This is a genomic window from Epilithonimonas tenax DSM 16811 (genome assembly GCF_000428485.1).
Lineage (GTDB): Bacteria > Bacteroidota > Bacteroidia > Flavobacteriales > Weeksellaceae > Epilithonimonas > Epilithonimonas tenax.
This window is the reverse complement of record NZ_AUAA01000011.1, coordinates 83,338-104,808: the sequence shown is the minus strand read 5'-3', so window position 1 is coordinate 104,808 and position 21,471 is coordinate 83,338. Positions and strand designations below refer to the sequence as shown.

Annotated in this window: 23 protein-coding genes and 1 tRNA gene; 7 read left to right on the top strand and 17 right to left on the bottom strand. The window is 38.5% G+C overall.

Annotation, left to right across the window (positions count from 1 at the left end; genetic code table 11):
- Positions 1-212 (top strand): transposase (locus F564_RS0107690; protein WP_161625932.1); only part of this gene is annotated, 212 nt, incomplete at its 5' end.
- An 83-nt stretch (positions 213-295) separates the two neighbouring features.
- Here the strand turns inward: F564_RS0107690 and F564_RS0107685 are convergent.
- The 4 genes from F564_RS0107685 to amaB form a co-directional block, all read right to left on the bottom strand.
- Positions 296-369, bottom strand: a tRNA-Ala gene (locus F564_RS0107685).
- A gap of 204 nt (positions 370-573) precedes the next feature.
- Positions 574-801, bottom strand: coding sequence for a putative signal transducing protein (locus F564_RS0107680; protein ID WP_028122121.1), 228 nt, complete (start codon positions 799-801; stop codon positions 574-576).
- 65 nt (positions 802-866) lie between these two features.
- Complete coding sequence (lat, locus tag F564_RS0107675) at positions 867-2,189, bottom strand: L-lysine 6-transaminase (RefSeq protein ID WP_028122120.1); 1,323 nt, start codon at positions 2,187-2,189, stop codon at positions 867-869.
- A 154-nt stretch (positions 2,190-2,343) separates the two neighbouring features.
- A complete protein-coding gene (gene amaB, locus F564_RS0107670) occupies positions 2,344-3,885 on the bottom strand; it encodes an L-piperidine-6-carboxylate dehydrogenase (RefSeq protein WP_028122119.1) in 1,542 nt (513 codons plus the stop codon).
- 163 nt (positions 3,886-4,048) lie between these two features.
- Here amaB and F564_RS0107665 point away from each other — a divergent pair, with 163 nt between their 5' ends.
- Entirely contained in the window at positions 4,049-4,234 is a 186-nt protein-coding gene (locus F564_RS0107665) for a hypothetical protein (protein WP_028122118.1), read from the top strand.
- On the opposite strand, the gene F564_RS0107660 is transcribed toward F564_RS0107665, so the two are convergent.
- Together F564_RS0107660 and era are read right to left on the bottom strand one after the other, a co-directional pair.
- Positions 4,231-4,656, bottom strand: a complete 426-nt coding sequence (locus F564_RS0107660) for a DoxX family protein (RefSeq protein WP_028122117.1) — start codon at positions 4,654-4,656, stop codon at positions 4,231-4,233. The two genes, F564_RS0107665 and F564_RS0107660, sit on opposite strands and share 4 nt — an antisense overlap.
- 66 nt (positions 4,657-4,722) lie before the next feature.
- A complete protein-coding gene (gene era, locus F564_RS0107655; protein ID WP_028122116.1) occupies positions 4,723-5,598 on the bottom strand; it encodes a GTPase Era in 876 nt (291 codons plus the stop codon).
- Positions 5,599-5,806: 208 nt separating this feature from the next.
- Between era and F564_RS0107650 the strand changes: the two genes are divergently transcribed.
- Complete coding sequence (locus tag F564_RS0107650; protein WP_028122115.1) at positions 5,807-6,487, top strand: T9SS type A sorting domain-containing protein; 681 nt, start codon at positions 5,807-5,809, stop codon at positions 6,485-6,487.
- Between the two features lie 92 nt (positions 6,488-6,579).
- Positions 6,580-7,584, top strand: coding sequence for a DHH family phosphoesterase (locus F564_RS0107645; protein WP_028122114.1), 1,005 nt, complete (start codon positions 6,580-6,582; stop codon positions 7,582-7,584).
- Positions 7,585-7,780: 196 nt separating this feature from the next.
- Here the strand turns inward: F564_RS0107645 and F564_RS0107640 are convergent, their stop codons facing one another.
- The 7 genes from F564_RS0107640 to tilS all read right to left on the bottom strand — a co-directional run bounded on the left by F564_RS0107640 (position 7,781) and on the right by tilS (position 14,163).
- Positions 7,781-8,146, bottom strand: a complete 366-nt coding sequence (locus tag F564_RS0107640) for a DUF1304 domain-containing protein (protein ID WP_028122113.1) — start codon at positions 8,144-8,146, stop codon at positions 7,781-7,783.
- Position 8,147: 1 nt separating this feature from the next.
- Positions 8,148-8,930: an alpha/beta fold hydrolase gene (locus F564_RS0107635; protein ID WP_028122112.1), complete on the bottom strand. Its 783-nt coding sequence runs from the start codon at positions 8,928-8,930 to the stop codon at positions 8,148-8,150.
- 3 nt (positions 8,931-8,933) lie between these two features.
- Entirely contained in the window at positions 8,934-9,431 is a 498-nt protein-coding gene (locus F564_RS0107630; protein WP_028122111.1) for a hypothetical protein, read from the bottom strand.
- A gap of 154 nt (positions 9,432-9,585) precedes the next feature.
- Positions 9,586-9,954, bottom strand: coding sequence for an ExbD/TolR family protein (locus tag F564_RS18905; RefSeq protein WP_084406788.1), 369 nt, complete (start codon positions 9,952-9,954; stop codon positions 9,586-9,588).
- A gap of 197 nt (positions 9,955-10,151) precedes the next feature.
- Positions 10,152-10,589, bottom strand: coding sequence for a GNAT family N-acetyltransferase (locus tag F564_RS0107620; RefSeq protein WP_028122110.1), 438 nt, complete (start codon positions 10,587-10,589; stop codon positions 10,152-10,154).
- 109 nt (positions 10,590-10,698) lie between these two features.
- Positions 10,699-12,762: a protein-disulfide reductase DsbD family protein gene (locus F564_RS0107615; protein WP_028122109.1), complete on the bottom strand. Its 2,064-nt coding sequence runs from the start codon at positions 12,760-12,762 to the stop codon at positions 10,699-10,701.
- 102 nt (positions 12,763-12,864) lie between these two features.
- The gene (gene tilS / locus F564_RS0107610) at positions 12,865-14,163 is read right to left on the bottom strand and encodes a tRNA lysidine(34) synthetase TilS (RefSeq protein WP_028122108.1); all 1,299 of its coding nucleotides are present in this window, start codon (positions 14,161-14,163) and stop codon (positions 12,865-12,867) included.
- A 203-nt stretch (positions 14,164-14,366) separates the two neighbouring features.
- On the opposite strand from tilS, the gene F564_RS0107605 reads away from it, so the two are divergent.
- The 3 genes from F564_RS0107605 to F564_RS0107595 all read left to right on the top strand — a co-directional run bounded on the left by F564_RS0107605 (position 14,367) and on the right by F564_RS0107595 (position 16,781).
- Positions 14,367-15,203: an OmpA/MotB family protein gene (locus F564_RS0107605; RefSeq protein WP_028122107.1), complete on the top strand. Its 837-nt coding sequence runs from the start codon at positions 14,367-14,369 to the stop codon at positions 15,201-15,203.
- 180 nt (positions 15,204-15,383) lie between these two features.
- Positions 15,384-16,031: an O-methyltransferase gene (locus tag F564_RS0107600; RefSeq protein ID WP_028122106.1), complete on the top strand. Its 648-nt coding sequence runs from the start codon at positions 15,384-15,386 to the stop codon at positions 16,029-16,031.
- Between the two features lie 33 nt (positions 16,032-16,064).
- Positions 16,065-16,781, top strand: coding sequence for a C40 family peptidase (locus tag F564_RS0107595; RefSeq protein ID WP_028122105.1), 717 nt, complete (start codon positions 16,065-16,067; stop codon positions 16,779-16,781).
- 72 nt (positions 16,782-16,853) lie between these two features.
- Here F564_RS0107595 and F564_RS0107590 read toward each other — a convergent pair whose 3' ends face one another.
- The 4 genes from F564_RS0107590 to F564_RS0107570 all read right to left on the bottom strand — a co-directional run bounded on the left by F564_RS0107590 (position 16,854) and on the right by F564_RS0107570 (position 21,262).
- Positions 16,854-17,108, bottom strand: a complete 255-nt coding sequence (locus F564_RS0107590) for a hypothetical protein (protein WP_028122104.1) — start codon at positions 17,106-17,108, stop codon at positions 16,854-16,856.
- Between the two features lie 22 nt (positions 17,109-17,130).
- Positions 17,131-19,341 carry a TonB-dependent receptor plug domain-containing protein gene (locus F564_RS0107585; protein ID WP_051259599.1) on the bottom strand — a complete coding sequence of 737 codons (2,211 nt, stop codon included), beginning with the start codon at positions 19,339-19,341 and terminating at the stop codon, positions 17,131-17,133.
- Between the two features lie 446 nt (positions 19,342-19,787).
- The gene (gene kdsA, locus F564_RS0107575; protein WP_028122102.1) at positions 19,788-20,597 is read right to left on the bottom strand and encodes a 3-deoxy-8-phosphooctulonate synthase; all 810 of its coding nucleotides are present in this window, start codon (positions 20,595-20,597) and stop codon (positions 19,788-19,790) included.
- 131 nt (positions 20,598-20,728) lie between these two features.
- Positions 20,729-21,262 (bottom strand): DUF1697 domain-containing protein, encoded by a 534-nt coding sequence (locus F564_RS0107570; protein WP_028122101.1) that lies wholly within the window; start codon positions 21,260-21,262, stop codon positions 20,729-20,731.
- Between the last annotated feature and the right edge of the window lie 209 nt (positions 21,263-21,471).

Below are 21,471 nucleotides of genomic sequence, written 5' to 3'. Positions count from 1 at the left end.
AAGAAGTGGAAGAATCAGGATTTAAATCTTTCTCAGTACTCAGGAAAACCATAATGATCCATTACAAAGACATTCTCAATTATTTTGAGAGAAGAAGTACCAATGCTTCCGCCGAGTCATTCAATGCTAAAATAAAAAACTTCAGATTGCAACTAAGAGGTGTGCGGGATAAAGCATTTTTCTTGTTTAGGTTGTCTAAGCTTTTTGCCTAGCCCCCAAGTTTTGGAATTGATCCACAAATCCTACATACATTTAAAACAAAAAATCCTAACAAATATTGTCAGGATCAAAATTGTGGAGGATATCGGGATCGAACCGACCACCTTTAGACTGCCAGTCTAACGCTCTAGCCAGATGAGCTAATCCCCCTTTTTGTTTTGCAATGATAATGATTTTATACATTATTCGCAAAATTAAATTCAAATTAATAAAAAATCGGGCTCAAATCAATTTGAACCCGATTCCTGTAAAACGTAAAATTTAAAAATATGAAATCGACATTAGCCGAATTTTACTATAAACAAACCAATTTAAATGGAGATAACATCTGACAAATAAAATAGACAGATGAAATCAATTTTGATTTGATTTTAAATACTCATCGATGATCTCAAACGCGTGCTTCTCGTCTTTAAGATCCACTTTAATAAAAGTGTTGGTTGCAGTGGGCGTGGATAGAAAACTAAGGTAAGAGTTCTCAACATCACATTTTATTCCTGCATCTTCCAGCTTAGACTTCATTAGCTGGATCTCCTGGGGGCTGCTGCTTTCGTAAACAGAAACTCTGGTTGTTGCATCCATAATTCAGATTTTTGATTTTATTAAGCTTAGCAATTTATAAAAAATATACCAAAACCCCAAATTCTTTATCTTAAATTCTCAAATATTGAATTTATTTTATTTAAAACGATCTGGATTTCTTCCTTTGTTACATTAAGATGCGGGCGGAATCTGATGGACTGGTCGCCGCACGTCAATCCAAGAACACCTTCTTCATAAAGTCTTTTGTATAGCCAGTTTCTGGTGTCGTGGTCTTTTAAGTCAAATGCACACATCAATCCTTTGCCTCTGGAAGCGAAGATGTGTTTGGGGTATTTTTGTTCTAATTTTTTCAAACCATCTAATAAAAACCCACCCACAACTTTGGAATTTTCAACCAGGTTTTCGTTCTCAATAATTTCTAAAACCAACTGAAAACGGAGCATATCGATAAAATTTCCACCAAAAGTAGAATTGATTCTGGAGCTTTCCACAAAAACATGATGATCCACTTCGTCTAGCTTTTCTTTGTTGGCCAAGATGCCACAAACCTGCGTTTTCTTACCGAAAGAAATGACATCCGGAATAATTCCCAAATCTTCATAAGCCCACATTTTACCAGTCATTCCGATTCCGGTTTGTACTTCGTCTAAAATCAGAAGAATCTCATTCTCGTCGCAAATCCTTCTCAATTCTGCAAAGAACTCGTTTCTGAAATGATTGTCACCACCTTCTGCCTGAATCGGCTCTATGATGATGCAAGCCACCTCGTTCGGATGGGTCAAAATCGCTTCCTGAATATGAAGCAAAGCCATCTGCTCGTGTTTGACTGTCTCTTCTAGGTTTTCCGCTGTAATAGGGAAATTCAGTTTTGGATTGGTAATTCTGGGCCATTTGAATTTTGGAAAATACTGGTGTTTTCTTGGATCGGAAGTATTGGTAAGGGACAATGTGTAACCACTTCTGCCGTGAAAAGCTTGTTTGAAATGAATCGCAATACCAGCTTCTGTATCAATATCTTTTTGCCAGTTCTTTCTGGTTTTCCAGTCGAATGCGGTTTTCAAAGCATTTTCTACCGCCAAAGCACCACCTTCCACGAAGAAGCAATAAGGCAGTTCTTTTGGGATCGCAACTCTGGAGAAAACCTCCATAAAATCTGCGTATTCCTGCAAATAAACGTCACTGAGCGTTGGTTTATAGATTGCCATTTTCCCCAGCCAATTGGCTTTTTCCAAAATGTAGGGATGGTTGTAGCCAACGGCTGCAGAAGCAAACATCGAGAACATATCGAGATATTCTTTGCCAGTCAATCTGTCAACAATATAAGAACCGTGGGACTTTTCAAAATCCATCACAAAATCGAAACCGTCTGCAAGGATGTGTTTTCCAAGGGTTTCTTTTACTTTATTTTCGTGTACAAGTGTGTTCATTTTTTGTAGTTTGTTTGTTTATGTTGAATCTGCAGCCCGACTTGAGCGGAAATCCTTTTTTGCGTTGTCTTCGAGTTCTATTTCAACAGAAATCGTCTGCAAAAAAGATTGGGAGCGGAAGGCGGATTAAGCTGCCATAAAAATTTTAATTATTTTAATCTAAATCAAATTTTATCCCCTGTGCCAAAGGCAAACTGGTGGTATAATTAATCGTATTCGTTTGTCTTCTCATATAATATTTCCAGACATCTGAGCCAGATTCTCTTCCGCCGCCGGTTTCTTTTTCACCACCGAAAGCGCCACCGATTTCTGCTCCGGAAGTTCCAATATTCACATTGGCGATACCACAATCTGAACCGCCGTTTGAAAGGAACAATTCTGCTTCTCTCAGGTTTTGGGTCATAATTGCAGAGCTCAAACCTTGCGGCACGTTGTTCTGAATAGCGATTGCTTCGTCCAAAGTTTTATATTTTATTAAATAAAGAATGGGCGCAAAAGTCTCGTGTTGAACAATCTCGTAGCTATTCTCAACCTCAGCGATGCAAGGTTTCACGTAACAGCCGGAAGTGTAATCCTCGCCTTCCAAAACACCGCCTTCAACTGCGAATTTCCCGCCTTCGGCTTTACATTTCACGATGGAATCTTGATATTGTTTCACGGCATCTTTGTCGATCAGCGGGCCAACGTGATTTTTTTCGTCAAGCGGATTTCCGATTTTCAATTGTCCATAAGCTTTTACCAAACGGTTTTTCACTTCGTCATAAACAGATTCGTGGATAATTAATCGTCTTGTGGAAGTACATCTTTGTCCGGCAGTACCAACTGCACCGAAAACCGCACCGATGATACTCATATTGATGTCGGCATTTTCTGTAATAATAATGGCGTTATTTCCACCCAATTCCAGAATTGATTTGCCGAAACGTTTTGCCACATTTTGCCCCACGATTCTTCCAACTTTGGTAGAACCAGTGAAAGAAACGAGAGAAATTCTTTTGTCATTAACCAACTTATCGCCAATCTCGTGGTCTGCAATGACCAAAGTTGAGATACCTTCCGGAAGGTGATTTTCTTTGATCACTTCTGCCATAATATTTTGGCACGCAATGGCACAAAGCGGTGTTTTTTCTGATGGTTTCCAAACAACAACGTTTCCACAGATCCAAGCTAATGAAGCGTTCCAGGCCCAAACTGCCACCGGAAAATTGAATGCGGAAATCACACCTACAATGCCTAGCGGATGATACTGCTCGTACATTCTGTGGCCTGGTCTTTCGGAATGCATGGTGTAACCGTGAAGTTGCCTGGATAATCCTACTGCAAAATCGCAGATATCGATCATTTCCTGCACTTCGCCAAGACCTTCCTGCAAGGATTTCCCCATCTCATAGGAAACAAGTTTTCCGAGGTCATCTTTGTATTCTCTCAATTTATTTCCAAACTGACGCACCAGATCGCCACGTTTGGGAGAAGGAATCTGTCTGAATTCTTTATACGCTTCTTGTGCTTTTGCTACCACTTTTTCGTAGTCATTCGCGTCAGAAGTTTTGACTGAGGCTATTTTTTTTCCATCAACTGGAGAATAACTTTCTATATTTTGGCCGGATGAGAAAAATTCTAATCCTGTGGAAGTTCCGTTGTTTTCGGCTCCGACACCTAGCCTTTTCAGGTTTTCTGATATTGAAATTGAGGACATATAATTTTATATTTTTAGAAGTCTCTAAAGATAAAAATATATTTTGACCGACAAAATTTAAAACTAACAATCGTTAGTAAAAGCCTTAAAAAATTTGGTGTTTTTAACTATTTTGAATGAATCTAAATTGGATATTTTTCCCTATTTTTGAAAAAAAATAAAAATGAAAGGACAGACTCAGGATCAGGAAAAAAAACTGCCCAGATGGAAAAGTCTGCTTAAAAAATTCGGTATTGGTGGGATCATCTTCTTTACAGTCAAAGGCATCATCACATCTACCCTGATCTATTTTCTTGGTAAGAATTTCTGGATCATCATCCGGGATTATGTAGCGCAATGGTTTGATTAATAAAGTTCTTCCTTTTTTGAAAAAATCCGATCCAAAGAAAACTCACCCGATCCCAGGATCAATATGGTGAGATAAAAGAAAAAATACATGATACTTAATTCTTTCTCTCCGTAAGGATCTGCACCGTGCACTACAAAGAACGCTACCAGCATTGTAATCATCAGAGGAACCACCGCAAATCTCGTCAGAAATCCAAAAATGAGAAATACCGAACATAAAAATTCGGCAAAGACAACCAGGAGCAAGGAAATCGCGGACCCTAATCCCAGAAAATTCATAAATTCTATCTTATCATTCGCAATCAGCATCTCGAGTTTTGGCAAAGCGTGCGTCAACATCGATATTCCTACGAATAACCGAAGCACTAAGATCAACCCGTTTAACACGGTGTCATTAACTTTTGACGAATTAAAATTTCTCATTTCCAGAATCAATTTATCCCAAAGCTAACAAAAAAAATCCTTTATAAAAAAGGATTTTGAGGGTTTTTAACGGTAACCAAAATTTTTGAGATCTCTGTCATTTTTTCGCCAGTCTTTTTTGACTTTTACGAAAAGGCTAAGATGTATTTTTTTTCCAAAGAATTTTTCCAAGTCGATACGCGCTTCTGTACCTACTTTTTTGATCATTTCGCCTTTGTGCCCAATGATGATTCCTTTCTGTGTATCACGTTCGACGTAGATGATAGAATCAATAATGATCGCACCTTCTTTTTCCTTAAACTGTTCCGTCACTACTTCTACAGCGTAAGGGATTTCTTTTTCGTAATTAAGAAGGATTTTTTCACGGATCGCCTCATTCACAAAGAAACGTTCCGGTCTGTCCGTGTACATTTCCTTATCGTAATACGGCGGATTTTCTGGCAGCATATCTTTCAGCTTCGGAAGGATGACGTGCGTGTTGAACGAGTTTAAAGCAGAAATCGGAAGGATCTCAGCTTTTGGGATTTTCTCATGCCAGTCTGTTGCTATTTTCTCAAGGGCTTCCTGATTGGTCTGATCGATTTTATTTAAAAGCAATAAAACCGGAACAGGGATTTTGTTCAGCTTATCAATCAGGAATTCTGACTGTTCTGCTTTGTCCGTCACATCTACGATAAACAGGAAAACATCTGCATCCTGCAAAGAATCCTTCACTACATCCATCATTTTTTCCTGCAAACCGTATTTGGGATCCAGGACACCTGGCGTATCAGAAAAAACGATTTGAAGATCTTCTTCATTATAGATCCCGAAAATCCTGTGTCGGGTAGTTTGTGCTTTTTGAGTTACAATTGCCAGCTTCTCTCCCATCAATTGATTGAGAAGTGTTGATTTTCCGGCATTTGGTTTCCCAACGATGTTTACGAATCCTGCTTTGTGCATTATCTTGAATTAAATGATTAAAAAATTAAAAGATTAAGATTTTAAAAAAATTTGAAGTCTTTAAATAATCGATTAACAATCTGCAAAGCTACGGAATTTTTGAGGTATGATTTTTAAATTTGTAAAATTAACACTACCAACACTTTGTATTATATTCAGTGGATTTCCTGTACCTTTACCATCACATAAAACCAATCAAATATGCCTTATGAAAAAAACGCTATTATTTGTTTTTGCAACCCATTTGCTTTTCGCACAAAACTCAGAATTATTAAACACCAATTGGCAAGTAACGAAAGTTGTCGGCGAATTGTTTCCTACTGATCAACTTCCTCCACAGATGCCTTATCAGCAGGTTACTACTTTTAGCTCAAACCCTTCAAGGCTCAGTTTGTCTTTTTTCAACAATGTATCTAGTGATTTAACTTACAGTGGGCAAAACATTTTTATAGTAAACAGTAAAGTTTGTACTTTGGCGGACTATTGGGGTGATAATGGTCAGGTCAACCAGTTTTTTGGATTGTTGTGTGATTTCTTTAAAAAGGATAACAATTATTATTATACTATTTACAATAATGGAAATGAAAAAACCTTAAAAATTAGCAATGCCATATTCCAAGAAGTTCATTTCAAATCAGTCCACTTAAGTACAAAAGACAATGAACTTGTAAAAGCTGTTCTCAGCCCAAATCCGGTCAAAAACACCTTAATCATTACTTATCCTACCGATATCACGACAGCAAAAATATTTGATTCAGCAGGTAAAGTAATTTACAACAAAAAAGATGAAAATAAAAAAACCTTAACTATTGATATGCGAAATTTCAAAAGTGCCGTTTACTACATCCAGTTAAACGACAAGGAAACATATAAAGTTATTAAAGAATAATTATTGAAAAATCAATAAAAATCGGTTCAAATTTGGGCCGATTTTTTTATTTAAAGTTTTACCTTTGGCGCTTTACATTTCAACCATCATTTATGTTTACAGCCAAAGAAATTTCAGAGATCAACGCACTTCTAGTCCCGGAAAACAATATCGTCATCGTCACACATCACAATCCAGACGGCGACGCCATTGGTTCTTCTCTTGGTCTGAAACATTACTTGAAAACCAAAGGCATAGAAGCGACGGTCATTGTTCCCAACGACTTTCCAAAGTTCCTGAAATGGATGCCGGAAGCGAAGAAAATCGTCATCGCAGATTACAAAAGAAAAGTGGCCGGCGAAGCGATCTACAATGCGGATGTTATTTTCTGTCTGGATTTTAATTCACCGATGAGAATTGGAATTCTGGGCGATTGGGTCACGAAAGCTAAGGCTAAAAAAATCCTGATCGATCACCACCAGATGCCTGAGAAATTTGATTATGTGTATTCTGACACCACGATTCCTGCGACTTGCCAGATGGTTTACCATTTTATCCAGGAAAATCACGATGAGAAATCTGTGAATCTGGATATTGCACAATGTCTTTACACCGGCATAATGACCGACACCGGTGGCTTCCGATTCCGCTCTACGAGTGCCAGCACGCACAGAATCGTCGCTGATCTGATAGAAAAAGGCGCTGATCCAGCAGTGATTACTTCCAACACTTGGGACACGAATACCATTTCCCGACTACATCTACTCTCGCTGGTTCTCAGCAGGATTGAATTGACGAAAGATGGTAAAGTAGCCATCCTCTGGCTGAAACGTGCAGAACTGAAAGAATATGGCTTTGACAAAGGCGATACAGAAGGTTTCGTGAATTATGGACTGAGCGTTCTTGGGACCAAAATGGCGGTGTTCTTTATGGAAGATCTGTATGAGGAGTTCATCAAGATCTCTTTCCGTTCCAAAGATGCTGTGGACACCAATCAGTTTGCGAGAAAACACTTCAACGGTGGCGGACACATCAACGCTTCCGGTGGGAAATATTTCAAATCTATGGAGGAAACGATTGAGGATTTTAAGAAAAAGATTGAGGCGGAGGAGTTTTAGCATTGCTATAATAACGCCAACAACAATTTAAAAATTTCTTTTACTGCTTCAAGGAATAGCCATTTTCAAATTAAAGACCAGTTCGTCCCTAGCCCCGATGGGAACGGCATCCTTTTTCTTTTCCGTTAACTTCGGCTAGGCTCAGGCAACGGAAAAGAAAAAGATACAGTGGACAGCGGGAATAGCTCCTAAAAATCTATCTCATCAGAACGAAGACCAATGCAATCATTGCCGGCAAAGCCTGAACGAAAAATATTTTCTTCGAGGCTGTAAGTGCACCGTAAACTCCTGCAACAATCACACAAACTAAAAAGAATATCGCAACATTTCTTGCCCAAATCTGGTCGCCAATCAAGAAACTCCAGATGAGTCCCGCCGAGAGAAAGCCGTTGTACAAACCTTGGTTGGCGGCTAGTTTTTTGGTTGGTTTGAACATTTCTTCTGCAAGTGAACCTTTGAAGGTTTTTTTGCCCAAAGTTTCCCACGCGAACATTTCCATATAAAAAATGTAAAGATGCTCAATTGCAACGATGGCAATGAATATGTTTGACAGGATTTCCATTTTAAAGAACGAATTTTTTCGGTAAATGATGCAGCAGTTCTGTGTTGATGATCGCAGCACAAACTTCTGGTTTTTCCCAGTGGCCGTTGTGCCCGCAGTCCAGAACGTAGGATTTGATGTTCGTATTATCCGGCAGATTCTTGATGGTTTTCTCTGCATTGACTGCCGAATCGTGTTTGCCGGATAAGACAAGGATTTTGCCTTCGAAATTTTCTAAAACAGATTGTCTGTCTGGCCGTTCTATCATTCCTTTTTGGGATGCCAAAACGCCTTCTATAGAAGATGTGTAAGCGATTTCTTTGGCCAATTTTATTTTGGATTCGAGAATATCGTGCTCGTTGGGATTGAAGAGATTTGGGACGCCGGCATTTACGAAAGCTTTGAGGTTTTCTTTGATAATTCTCAAACCTTTTGTTCTGGTCTGTTTCTTTTCCTCGTCGTCTGCGAAATAGCTTGAGAAAAAGAGCGTAAATGACTTCAAATCTTCAGGATATTTTTCTGCAAAAGCCAAGGAGATGTAACCACCCATCGAATGCCCCAGCAAATGAAACGCATCTAATTTTAAATGATCGGTCACTTTCTTAACTTCTTCTGCCATCCGATCCATCGTTTGGACTTCTGCCACCACTTCTGACCTTCCGAAACCCGGCAGATCGATCTTTATCAAGTTAAACTTGTTTGACAAAAACATTTGCAAATCATCCCAAATGGAGAGATTCTCCATAAATCCGTGGAGTAGAACCAGGTTTTCTGTTCCGTTTCCTTCTATCTTGTAATTCAGCATTATTTATAGTTTGATGATGATTTTGTCGGCAAATCCAGAACTGTTCATAGATTCATACAGTTTGAAGGTCTTTCCACCGTCACTGCTAGAAAAGTTTCTTTTACCGCTTCTTACGTCTACCTTTCCATTGTCATTTTCGGAAATACTTTGGCTGATGTTTCCTTCAAATTTAAGATTTTTAGGAGAAGTCATTTTCGCTATTCCGTCAACAGTGAGAAACTGCTTGCCGTCTGCCTGTTTTCCGGAAACTTCGTATTCATCCTGACCTATTTTTTGAAAAGTAATCTTTCCTGTTCCTTTGAGCATATCATGCGACAACCTGTGTGTTCCCTCCATATTGATGAAACCGCGGTTGCCGAGAATACTGTCGTTGATCTTGGTTCTCACCAGATTAATAGAATCTATGATTTTTGCACTATCTACTTTGGGAACCTTGCTCTCTGAAGATTTGTTGCAGGAAAACAAGGCAAGCAAAATAACAATTGAAAACAGGTTTTTCATTGGTCAAATTTTCCCACTAAAATAACTAAAAAAGAGCGTCCGGCAGACACTCTTCTTTATAATTTAGCTATTTTTTTTTATTTTTTTTTCCGTACAGTTCTTTTTCTTAGGCGCTCAGTTCAGAGATCCCGTAGCGTTCGGACTTTGTGATTGCCTATTCGTTCAGCATATCTACCATCGTTTTATCTTCAAAATCGTCTGCAGGCTTTACAACGATCGTAATATTATCTTTTTTCGACGCATTAGCCTTTGCAGATTCTATTGTTTTTGCAACTTGCGAATGGTCAAAACCAATCACTTTCAGACTGTTATCATTTAGATTTTTCTTCTCTTCCTGATGATAAAATACGCGTCCATCCTTTCCCAGAATAAAGGTGATGGTATTTTTAACATCAAAATCTGCGGTGACTTTGTTGGGATTTTTCGGTACGTTTGCGAAGTTGATAAAACTTGGCTTTGAAAAACTAGCGGTAAACAAAAAGAAAGTAATGAGTAGAAATCCACGATCCACCACTGGCGTCATATCTGCTCGAACTGCATTTGTGCTGCTTCTTTTTCTTCCTTTGGACTATTCTTTAATTTGAAAACCGGCCATAGCATCAAAGTTTAACAGCTGGTATTTAAACAAGAAATCCATAACAATTTGCCATCATTATGGATTTTTGAATATAATACCTGTAAGTTATTCTCTAATTCTATATAAAATTAATATTCATTAAATTATGAATTTTGCCACTGGTCCCAAGTCATTTCGAACTTGATTTCATTTTTACCGTGTTTGCCTACTTCTTTCCATTCCGCTAATCTATAGAATTTTTCCGCTCTTGTATGGGGTTCTGTACCCAGCCAAACTGGCGTTTTGGTCTGCTGGAAGTACCAGTTCAGCATCATATTATGAAGTTGTTTTCCGATGCCCTGGTCTTCAAATCTTGGCGCCACAAACAATGCCCAAACATTATTATTTTCTGTATCGATGATTGCAAAACCAACGATCAGGTTTTTAATTTCACAAACCCAGCCTTTCCCTTTTTTAGTCAAAAAATCCTTGTAATCTTGCTCCGTCACAAGATCCGGACTGGACAGTTTGTTCTCTTTTACAGACTTGCGAACATCCTGTATCTGTTTGATATCTTCTATTTTAGCGTCTCTAAAATCCATATTTTTTTTGTTTTAAAATTTCCAAATTAGTGGAATGTTGCATTTTGCACCTACTTTGACTTCGCCCACCATCCACTTTTCTTTTCGCGGAAATAGCTGCCAAATATAATTAATTATTATTCTTATAAAAATCGATTCCACATTTCAGGAATTTTTTAAAGTCCTCTTTTGGCATATAGCCGGACACCGGAATGTTGATCACCTTCTGATCTGGTGTCACCAGAACGTAATGTGGCTGGGAATTGTTGTTGAAATTTACTTGTTGGAACAAGCTCCATTTGTCACCAATGGTTTTGATCTTTTTCATCTGACCTTCACCCATATCGATTTTGATCTGCTCATTTTCTGGCAACTCTTCCTTGTCATCCACATAAACCGAGGCAATGATCAGATCATTCTGAAGAATTGGCAAAATATCATCCTGACTCCAGACAAACTCTTCCATTTTTCGGCAATTCTCGCAGCCGTAACCTGTAAAATCTATCAAAACCGGTTTGTTCTCTTTCTTAGCAACTTCTATGGCTTCAAAGTAATTGTGATACGGTTTAAGACCAAGAATTCCGTCTGATTCTTTATGGAAATAGCTAACATTAAGTGGCGGTAAAATACCGCTCAACATCTGCAGTTTTGGTTTCTCTGAAGGTATTAATCCCTGAATCAAATAAACAACGAACACGATTCCGAATACGCCCAAAATCCTTCTTCCCAGACTGATCTTCGGTGTTTTGTCATCGTGCGGAAATCTGATCTTTCCGAAAAGATAAACCACCAATCCAATCGCTATGATGATCCACAGTACGATGAACAATTCTCTTTTCAGTAAGAATGTTTTGGAAACCAGATCCGCTTTTGAAAGGAATTTGAGAGCCAAAGCCAACTCGATGAAGCCAAGAACCACCTTCACGGTATTCATCCAGCCTCCGGATTTTGGCAAACTCTGAAGTGCCTGAGGAAACAAGGCCAACAAGCCGAAAACCAAGGCCCAAGCCAAGCCGAAACCAGCTAAAGCAAAGGTCAACAGCGTCGGAACATTCGTAGCGCCTGCAACGACGCCACCGAGCAAACTTCCCAAAATAGGACCCGTACAAGAGAACGATACGATCACCAAGGTCAAAGCCATAAAGAAAATACCGATCAATCCACCAGCTTCTTCTGCTTTGGAAGATTTGTTGGCAATAGAACTTGGCAAAGTAATCTCGTAATAGCCAAAAAAGCTGAGTGCAAAGAACAGGAAGATGACAAAGAAAACTATATTCAGCCAGATATTGGTTGAGATTTGATTAAAAATATTGCCCGAGATCCCATCAATAATATGAAATGGAATACTCAATAAAACGAAGATCAACAGAATGAAAAATCCGTAAATGAACGCATCTCTTTTGCCTTTTGCTTGGTCTTTATTTCCTTTGGTAAAGAACGAAACCGTCAACGGGATCATTGGGAAAACGCAAGGCGTCAGCAAGGCAATCAGGCCGCCAAGAAAGCCAAGTCCCAGAACCAGCCAATTGTCATCTTTAGGTTTTTGCTGAGCAGTTCCGCAGTTGGTCAATGGATTTTTGAAATCTAATGATTTTATTTTTAGGCCTTCCTGCTTTTCATTATTGATGGCAGAAACAGCTGAGATTGCCGCCTTAGTTTCTGGAACAGCAACCACACTGCTATCTGTTTTTACAGTTTTAATGTCTTCAACTTTTGTTTCTGAGCTGGCAGTTGCCACCAACTGTTTTTCAAACTCTAAAGTATTGGGTGCCAGACAAACGCGGTCGTTACAAGTCTGATACATTATTTCCGCTGTGATTGTGGCAGGCTTGGACGCATTTTTCGGTTTGAATTTCTGCTTAAAAACCACTTTATCCGAATAATAAACGATCTGTGCTCCGAAAGCTTCCGAGAATTCGTCGTGCTTTTTCCCCACTTCTACAACTTTTCCAATTAATTGGATGCCGTCTTTTGAAGTGATCTTAAACTCCGTCGGGATTCCGGAATCGGGCGGGAGATCTTTGGAATAAATGTGCCACTTGTCTTCGATTGTTCCGGTCAAAACCGCTTCATACTCATCTTTCCCAACGGAAACCACATCAAATTTGAATTTGACAGGATTTTTGATCTGAGCGCTGAAGATGGTGATTATAAATATAAAAAGTGTGGATAACACCAGTTTTAGATCTTTCATTTTATTTCGCTTTTACCACAATAATTTAAAGACTTTCATGTCATTCCATAGAAATCAGAGGCATTTGGAATTCTACGGAATGATAATATTGTGGGTTAATATTTATACTTTTAAAAATAATTCAGCTCCAAAATTATCTATTGCTGCAAACCTTCCGTCTTGCCGAAAAGGTAAAACTCCGAGAATCCGATCGTTAGCATCACAGAGAAGCCAGATTTTTCGCTTGGCTAAAATAGATAATTTTTCGTCCTTAAAAAACTTCGAGACTTTCTTTTTCCCAATCATTCCGATAGGAAAAAACACATCGCCTTCTTTTTTCTTTCTCAATTTGAGAGGATGCTTAATCTTTTTCTCATCGATTTTCCAATGGCACTTTCCAAATTCCTGGATTTCTTTTTTAATATTTTCTTGAATTAAGACCTCATTTTCATTGATCTCCAAATTAATCTCATCATTATCAGAAATAGAATATTCCAAAACCGATTGAATGATCAATTCATTTCTATTGATCATTAATTGATATTCTGAATTATAAAACAAACTTCCGGTTTGTGCCGTGAAGATTTTTTCCATTTCTTTTTCGTCATTAAAACCAAATCGATTCAAAATCTCAAAACGAACAAGATTTGATTCATTCGAGAATTTTCGTTTATCAATAATTGTTTGTCCGGTTTCAACATTGGTTTTAAAAGCACTCATTTTTTCATCAATCAAATCTTTCAGAAAATCTTTGGTCTGATTGAGAATCGCCATACTTTTAGAAAAATTCTGCAGGAATTGATCATTAATCTTCATTAATTCAGGAACCACGTGATGACGAACTCTGTTCCTCAAATAATCGTTTTTTTGGTTCGAGACATCTTCACGAAATTCAATATGATTTTCTTTTGCAAACCCATAGATCTCATGTTTAGAAAAGCTCAGCAGCGGACGAATGATTTTATGTTCATTCGCAGGAATTCCACTTAATCCTTTGATGCCAGACGCTTTGGAAAGGTTGATAACAAAAGTTTCCAGCTGATCATTGAGATGATGCGCTGTTACAACATATTCGAGATGATGTTCTTTTTGGATGTTTCGGAAAAACCGGTACCGCAAATCTCTCGCCCACTTCTGAATAGAATTTTCTGGTTGATGGTCTTTCTCCGAAACTTCATACAAATGAAATGGAATTTTGCAACGCTCACAAAAGTCAGAAACAAGTTTTTGATCCAAGTTAGAATCCTCCTGACGAAGATGATAATTGATATGAACAACTTCAAACTTAAAACCTAAAACTTTGAACAGATGAAGCAAAACCATAGAGTCTACACCTCCACTCACGGCCAAAAGGTATGTTTTTTGCTGCGAGTGCGTTAGTAATTGCTCAAGAGCATTTTGAAATTTTAAGAGACTTAACACAATTTTATAACGTAATATTAAGTTACAAACACAAATATACGTTTATTAATTCTTACTTTTGAATCGTTCAAACTGCTACTCAGAACTATCTATTTAAAAACGATTGAATACGGCCACTGAAATCGCAACCTTGTACTTCGAATATTTGCAACAGGATGCCAGCGATTGCATAAGACCAATAAAAAAACAATAAATATATACTTATGAAATTATTTAAAATTCTGACGATTGCCGTAATGGGACTTTCCCTTACCTCGTGTGTCAGCAAAAAACAATTCGACGCCCTCAATCTCAACTACAAACAATGTATCGAGGATGCTGGCGAAAGAATGCGTCAGATCCAAGATCTGAAAGGTGAAAACGGTTCACTTAAAGGTCAAAATGATCTTTTATTAGGACAAAACAACGCTCTAAAATCCAGTTTGGACGCTTGCTTATCCAACGCAGGAAAAGGATCTGCCAACATTGACAAACTGGTTGGTGAGATCAACGCTTCTAATTCTTATATCAAGCAATTGATTTCCGGAAAAAGTAAAAACGACAGTTTGAATCTTGCATTATCCAACAAACTGAAACGTTCTCTTGACAACATCGCAGATCAGGATGTGGACGTCAAAGTTCTGAAAGGCGTTGTACTGATCTCATTATCAGATAAAATGCTTTATCAAGTTGGTAAATACGAGATCCAGCCAGCCGCAGCAGATGTGTTAGCCAAGGTGGCAAAAGTGATCAACGATTACGACACTTACAGCGTTTTGATCGAAGGTAATACAGATAATACGCCACTCAACAGCGCCAATGCACCGAAAGACAATTGGGATCTTTCTGCACTACGAGCGACAGCGGTTGCAAAAGTTCTACAAAACCAATTTGGCGTGAATCCTAACAGAATCACCGCTGGCGGTAGATCTGAGTACAATCCTAAAACCACCAACGCGTCTGTTTCTGGAAGAGGTGAAAACCGTAGAACGGAAATCATCATAATGCCGAAACTGGACGAGTTTATGAAATTAATGGACATTGCTCCTGTGAAGAAATAAATGATCAACACTGAATGCTCAATGATTCATTTTGAGTTCAGCATTAAACCTTGTCAGAAATGGCGAGGTTTTTTTGTGCTTGTATTTGGGATCGCTGTGGATCCGTCACGCAATCAACATTGGTTTATCATTTCAAATTAGATTAACTTTGGTCTTTAAACAAAAAACGCTGAACTCCCAATGAGCTATTTCGAAGAATTAGACAAAGAGATGGACCGTTATCTGGAAGACACTGCTTCCGAAGAACCTGCGATCCTCAAAAAACTTAGAAAAGAAACTTATCAGAAAACAACGCAACCTCACATGATCTCCGGCTATTTGCAGGGTAGATTGTTGAGTATATTGTCGCATATCATTCAACCTAAAAATGTTTTGGAAATCGGAACTTTCACGGGATACGCAGCGCTAAGTATTGCGGAAGGCTTGCCAAAAGACGGAAGAATTTTCACGATTGATAAGAATGAAGACTTAGCTTACATTCCACAAAAATATTTTGCAGAAAGCGACTATCAAAACCAAATCGAATTCATCATCGGTGATGCAAAAGAGGAGATCAAAAAACTCGATAAAATCTGGGATCTCATTTTCATAGATGCAGACAAAGAAAGCTATCTGGCGTATCTGAAACTCATCAAACCCAACCTAAGATCCGGAAGCATCATCCTTATCGATAACGTGCTTTGGTACGGAAAAGTTTTGGAAAACAATCCCAAAGACCAACAGACAGAACAGATCAAACTCGTGAATAAAATCGTGGCCCAGGATCCCGATTTCGAAAATCTAATCTTACCTTTGCGGGACGGATTGCATCTTATCAGAAAAAAATAAAATTCGTACTTTTAAATTCGTAATCCACAACAAATGAACAAAGGAATTTGCAATGTTTCCATCGCGCCACTGAGAGCTGACTGCTCCGATAAGAGTGAAATTGTCACACAGCTTCTGTATGGTGAATCTGCAGACATCATAGACGTTTCCAATAACTGGACAAAAGTCAGGACGCATTATGACCATTATGAAGCCTGGATGGATACGAAACAAATGACGCCCGTTTCAGACGAATATTTGGCTTCAAGAAAAACCAACCTCATCAAAGAACCTTTCCAATCTACGATGTTGGAAAGTGGTAGAACATTACTTTCTATGGGATCAGAGGTGACTTTTGAGACCAGTTCTCCTACGCGAGGACACAACCTTAGCGAAAGTATTGTGAACTGCGCCAAAGAATTCCTGAACGTGCCTTATTTGTGGGGCGGGAAAAGCTTTTTCGGAATTGATTGTAGTGGATTTACGCAAATTATCTATAAAATACACGGCATCAAAATCCCACGAGATACTTACCAGCAGGCAGAAATGGGTGAGGCTTTAACCTTCATCGAGGAAGCTAAGCCTGGTGACCTTGCATTTTTTGAAAACTCAGAAGGGCGGATTATTCACGTTGGATTTATCCTGGCGGATCAAAAGATCATTCACGCACACGGGAAAGTAAGAATCGACAGTCTGGATTCTTCCGGTATTTTCAACAAAGATCAGAATAAACATACGCACAAATTGAGGTTTATCCGGTCGTACTTTTAAACACAGAATTAAAAATAAGATAAAGCAAAAGCTTCCAAATTTTGGAAGCTTTCATTATTTATTTAGATAAAATCAATTCAGCAGATTCCTGCTTTTCATTTCGACTTTTAATTTATTAAAGTTTGTAATATTGGCTATCAGAATCGAAATAAAGACGATTGGTAAAACTGTAAAAACACCAAAACCTTTTTTAAGTGTTATAAAAATTGCAGTTGCAATCAACAAGACAAAAACAATGATAAATCCAATAAAAATACCTTTTGCCGTCTTGTAACTCTTGATCAGCTGTTCATTATTCAAATGCGCCAAACTTTCTGAATCTTTCATTTTTATTAATTTGATACTGTTTTTACAACTTAAATTCCAATTTCACATTGAAGAATCTTCCCGTCAATCTTACCGGCACCGGATAATACAGTTGGGGCGAAGAATTGACATCGCTGATCCACTGGTTCGCAATGGTATTATTGATATTAAATGCGTTAAAGATCTGAACGCCCAAAGTCAATTCCTTGAATTTGCCCCAGAAATTCCCGCCTGCTTTGTTGTCTTTCTGATCGATAAACACCTTGGTCAAACCAATATCCACTCTCTTGTAAGCTGGCAAATTTTTCTGATAACGGTAAGCCGCCAAATAATCCGGCAATCCGTCAGCATCGAATAAAACCGGCGTTCCTGATGGCAATCCGCTGGCATACGTCAGTGTCAAATTCACTCTCATACTTGGAAACTTCGGCATATAATCCTGATAGAACATAGAGAATCTGAAACGCTGATCCGTAGGTCTCGGGATGTAACCCATGCCTTCTATATTTTCATAAACTCTGGCATAACTTGCAGACACCCAAGAATCAATCCCCGGAACGAATTGTCCGAACAATCTCGCGTCCAAACCATAGGCATAACCTTCGGCGTTGTTTTTACCAGAATATCTCACCCTCACATTATCCATATAATACGGGATCAGATTTTCCATCTTTTTGTAATAAGCCTCGGTTGTTAGTTTGAAATTTCTTTCCTTGATCTTGAATTCATAATCATTGGCAAGGATAATCTGATAAGACTTCTGAGCGGTAATATCTGAATTGAAAGCACCTGTCAAATCCTTGATCTCTTTATAAAATGGCGCCTGGTAGTAAACCCCGCCGGCCACTCTGAATAGCATATCGGTATTGGCCCACTCTGGCTTGATCGCAAATTGAAGTCTTGGACTGAACAAAGTTTCTTTATTAAAACTCCAGTTTTGAACCCTTGCACCTCCGTTTATAAATATCTTGTTGGTTCCCCAGAAGAATTTTTTGGAAAATTGCGCAAAAGCAGAAACTCTTGTCGGATTGATGTCATTCTGCCCGGCGATATAATATTTAAGATTAAGGGCTGACGCATCCAGATTTCCCGGGATCACAAAATCTCTTGGATTGCTGTAACCTATAGAATCTACAAACTGCCACTCATTGGTGAAGTCCTTGATCATTTCCTGCTCGTATTTTACACCGAATTCGAAATCTGTATTCACATCCGGAGAAAATTTGGTTCTGAACTGTGATCCGGCCACTCTTACTAATAAGTCATTTCTGGCGTGGTCTATCTGTCCACCGGCATCATAACCGGCAACGGGATTTCCGTCCTCATCAAAAGCTTCCAAGATGTAACCCGACGCGATGGAATAATATTCTCTTTCTCTGTTCTGATAAGCAAAATTATCTAGTGACAAATGCCATTTTTTATTAGGTTTGAAGTTCACACTTACCGTTCCCATCATATTTTTGTACTGGTCATCCTCCTGTCCGTTGTAGAAAACCGTCAGTTTCAAAGGTTGCAAAACACTGCCAAAATCCACTTCTTTTTGTTTCGGCACCATCTTGTAATCATTCTTGGCGTAGTAGCCTAAGAATGACAAAGACCATTTATCATTGAACTGGTAATTAAGGTAAGCCTGCACATCCATATATTGCGGATTGAAGTCTGTATCTTCATTCAAAGTATTGAGAACCAGATTCGTATTTCTGTAACGTCCGGAGATCAAACCAGTAAATTTTTTGTCTTTGGATGCAAATCCTGTCGTGAGTCTTCCACCAATCAAACTCGCTTCTCCAGACACCTCGAATTTATCGGGCTGTCTGTAATAGATATTAAGCGCGGATGACATTTTATCACCATATTTTGGCTCAAATCCACCAGCAGAAAAATTGATTGACGATACCATATCTGGATTCACGATACTCATCCCTTCCTGCAGAGAATTCCTGATGAGAAACGGTCTGTAGAGCTCGATATCATTAATATAAATCAAATTCTCATCATAACTTCCACCTCTTACCATATATTGCGAACTCAGTTCCGCATTGGAGTTCACAGAAGGCAAACTTTTTAAAAGTCCTTCTACACCACCAGCCAAAGACGCTACTTCTCTCGCCTCTTTCGCAGAGATCTCTACGGAAGTGATATCGTTGGTCCTGTTCTTGGCTTTCTTCTGAAAAACTACCTCCTGAATTTCGTTTTCTTTGATCGCAGAAAGAAATAGAACATTGATATTCTGCGTTTTCGGTGTTGTTTTGATGACTTTGGAAAAACCTTTAAAATTCTCTTTCTGTACTTTGACAGTCTGTTCAGAATCTGAAAGCGGGACTTTTGCAAATCCATTTTTATCAGTTTGATAACTTTGGTTGTTGTACGTCACGTTGGCTTCGGAAACCGCTTTTCCGTCCTCGTCCAACACTTTTATATTAATCTGAGAAAATGCCAACAACGGCAGAAAGAAAAGAATGAAGAGAATATAGTTTTTCAAAGTTGTAATTTTTTTTCGATTTATACGTTTGCAAATGAAGCTTAGAAAGGCAAAAATAACAATTAATCTAAAGAACGAAAGAATATTTATAATTGTTATGCAGAAATTTGATTAGTTTCATAATAATCCTCTGTCAATGATGAAAAATTAAATATTATTTAAAATCGCCCTCCAGAACAGCCATAAAAAAGTCCGGCATTTTACCGGACTTTCAAATTTTATAATATCGCTTCTCTTATTCTCGTCAGTTTACCAAGCAAATCATCCAGCAGATCCAGCTTCAGCATATTGGCACCATCAGATTTTGCAACAGAAGGATCGGGATGTGTTTCTATGAATAATCCGTCTGCGCCCACAGCAATTCCTGCTTTGGCGATGGTTTCTATCAGTTCCGGACGGCCACCAGTCACACCAGAATTCTGGTTCGGCTGTTGCAAAGAATGCGTCACATCCAAAATCACTGGCGAATATGCTCTCATCGTCGGGATCCCACGGAAATCTACCACAAGATCTGTGTAACCGAAAGAGTTTCCTCTTTCTATGATTGCCGTTTTATCATTTCCGGAATCTCTCACTTTCTGAACTGCAAACTTCATCGCTTCTGGTGAAAGGAACTGCCCTTTTTTAAGACTTACTGCTTTTCCGGTTTCTGCCGCAGCGATCAACAGATCGGTCTGTCTTACCAAAAATGCCGGAATTTGCAAAACATCCACATATTCTGCAGCCAAAGCAGCGTGACCGTTCTCATGAATATCTGTTGTGGTGGGAATATGGAAGGTCTCTCCTACTTTTCTAAGGATCTTGAGCGCTTTCTCATCGCCGATGCCTGTGAAAGAATCCACGCGGCTTCTGTTGGCTTTTCTGAAACTTCCTTTGAAAATGTAAGGAATATTGTATTGATCAGAAAGCTTTACGATGTGCTCTGCGATATGCAAAGCCATTGTTTCGTCCTCTATGGCGCAAGGTCCTGCGATCAGGAAAAAGTTTCTGGAATCTTTGTGATGAATGTTATCTAAATATTGTATCATTTATTTTAAGATATTAGATGTTAGAAACTAGATTTTAGACTATTCTTTAATGCTAAAATTCGAGTACAAATATACGGAATTAATACAGGAAAATCTTTCCCGGTTCAAACTATCAAAAGAGTTGAGATTATCTATTTACCAAATTTATTGATGATCTTTTCAAACGTATTGCTATTCCTGCTTGTCATTTTATCTTTCAGGCTTTTTCTGCCGAGGATCTTCCCGAAAGTGGAATCCAAGGTTTGACCTTTTGGAACCTGCCAATAAAAAATATGATTGATGATTTTTCCTTGTTCGCCTTCTTCTTTCGTCGCTTTTTCGAATTCTTCCAGCAAAGTTTCTTCTACTTTTTCGCTTCCGAGGAAGACGTAATTATGAAAACCTTCGAGCGCCGGAAACGGATCGTTTTTGAAAATACAATTGATTTCTTCTTCATTTTTGACGAACAGAAAAGCGTCATAACTGAAATGCTCGGACATTGCTTTTTCCAGAATATTTTTCGATTCTACGACATCTTTGTCCGATTGAAATAAAATATTACCGCTTGCCAAAACCGATGAGACATTCTGCATTCCTGCATCCGAAAAGACTTTGCAGACCTCAGCCATTTTCATATTGGTTCCTTTAACGTTGACACCGCGGAGAAAAGCACAGAAGTTTTTCATAATTAATAGGTGATGGTTGATAGGTGATAGATGATGGTTGATAGCGAAAATAATGGTTAATTCTTAATAGTTAATCTTTAATTCATTATTAATTATCGCCTTACCCATAGCCCCGATGGGAACGGCATCCTTTTTTGTCATTGTCTGAGGGTAGCCGAAGACAATGACAAAAAAGATACAGTGGACAGCGGGAAACAGCTCCTGAAAAT